Raw genomic sequence first — 698 nt, 5'->3', positions numbered from 1 at the left:
TTATCTAGCAAGATAACGTGACCAGAGTTTTCGGCACCGATCTTCCAGCCTTTAGCCAGCAATTGCTCCATTACATAGCGGTCACCGACAGCAGCACGAACAAATGGAATACCTAATTGCTTCAGGCCATTTTCCATACCTAGGTTAGTCATCAATGTACCAACCACGCCACCTTTTAGTTCACCACGACGAAGAGCATCACGTGCGATGATGTAAGCAATTTGGTCACCATCGACTTTATTACCTAAATGGTGAACCATGATGATACGGTCGCCGTCACCATCGAATGCAAGACCAAGATGAGCTTGCTCTTCGACAACGCGTTTTTGTAGCGCGCGAACGTCTGTAGCACCGACTTCTTCATTGATGTTGATACCATTTGGCTCAACACCCATCGCGATTACATCTGCACCAAGTTCTTTGAAGACATTTGGAGCAATATGGTAGGTAGCACCATGAGCGCAATCAACGACGATCTTTAAGTTAGAGAGACTGAGTGTCGATGGGAATGTGCTTTTACAGAACGCGATGTAACGACCTGCAGCATCATTTAAACGAGTCGCTTTGCCCAATTCAGAAGACTCAACACATTCAATGTCTTTGTCCAATTCAGCTTCGATAGCAAGCTCGATATCATCAGGCAATTTTGTGCCCTCAGATGAGAAGAATTTAATACCGTTGTCGTAATATGGGTTATG

Annotated in this window: 1 pseudogene; it reads right to left on the bottom strand. The window is 44.8% G+C overall.

Going from position 1 to position 698, the window contains the following annotated elements:
• A pseudogene (gene glmM / locus R7E78_RS26770) lies at positions 1-698 on the bottom strand (phosphoglucosamine mutase); the annotation flags it as partial.

The sequence above is a fragment of the Vibrio sp. YT-19(2023) genome (assembly GCF_033337395.1).
This window is presented reverse-complemented; position numbering and strand designations above follow the sequence as displayed.